Consider the following 778-nt stretch of genomic DNA (forward strand, 5'->3'; position numbering starts at 1 on the left):
CCACGCTGCTGAAGTTTCGCAAACTGCTCAATGAGCAAAAACTGGGTGAAGCCCTGTTTGCCAAGGTAGGCCAGCAATTGCAGGAGCGCGGCTTCAAGGTCAACACCGGCACCATCGTGGATGCCACCATCATCGCCGCGCCCAGTTCTACCAAGAACGCCGACAAGGCGCGCGATCCCGATATGCACCAGACCCGCAAAGGCCAGCAGTGGTATTTCGGCATGAAGCTGCACATTGGCGTGGACAGCCAAAGCGGGCTGGCGCACAGCGCCGTGGTGACGGCGGCCAACGTGCATGACAAACACCCGCTGCCCGATCTGCTGCATGGCAACGAGCAGCGCGTGTACGGCGACTCGGCCTACGCCAGCCAGAAGGCTCTGATCCGGGGCAAGGCGCCCCAAGCCAAAGACTTCACCAACCAGCGCACCCGCCGTGCAGGCGAGGTGGACGAAGTTCAGCGGGCCAAGAACCGCAACAAGTCACGCATCCGCGCTCGGGTAGAGCATGTGTTCGGGGTGGTCAAGCGCCTGTGGGGATTCACCAAGGTGCGCTACCGCGGGCTGCAGAAGAACGCCACACGCGCATTCACGGCCTTGGCGCTGGCCAACATTTTCCTTGCCCGAGGGCGACTGCAGGGACAGGTGCGCCCGTAAGGGTGGAAATCGGGCCTCAAGGCCCTGCGAACGGCCCAAATGGGCGGCGCAAGAGGCCACAAAATCCAAAAAATGGCGTCTTCCGCGTTCGCGCGGGAAATTTCGAGGGCTTGTTCAGCGTAGCC

Annotated in this window: 1 protein-coding gene; it reads left to right on the top strand. The window is 62.2% G+C overall.

What is annotated here, in order from left to right; all coding sequences use genetic code 11:
• Positions 1–653 (top strand): IS5 family transposase (locus NFX52_RS30390; RefSeq protein WP_252636012.1); only part of this gene is annotated, 653 nt, incomplete at its 5' end.
• Between the last annotated feature and the right edge of the window lie 125 nt (positions 654–778).

Source organism: Acidovorax facilis (assembly GCF_023913775.1).
GTDB classification, from domain to species: domain Bacteria; phylum Pseudomonadota; class Gammaproteobacteria; order Burkholderiales; family Burkholderiaceae_C; genus Acidovorax; species Acidovorax facilis.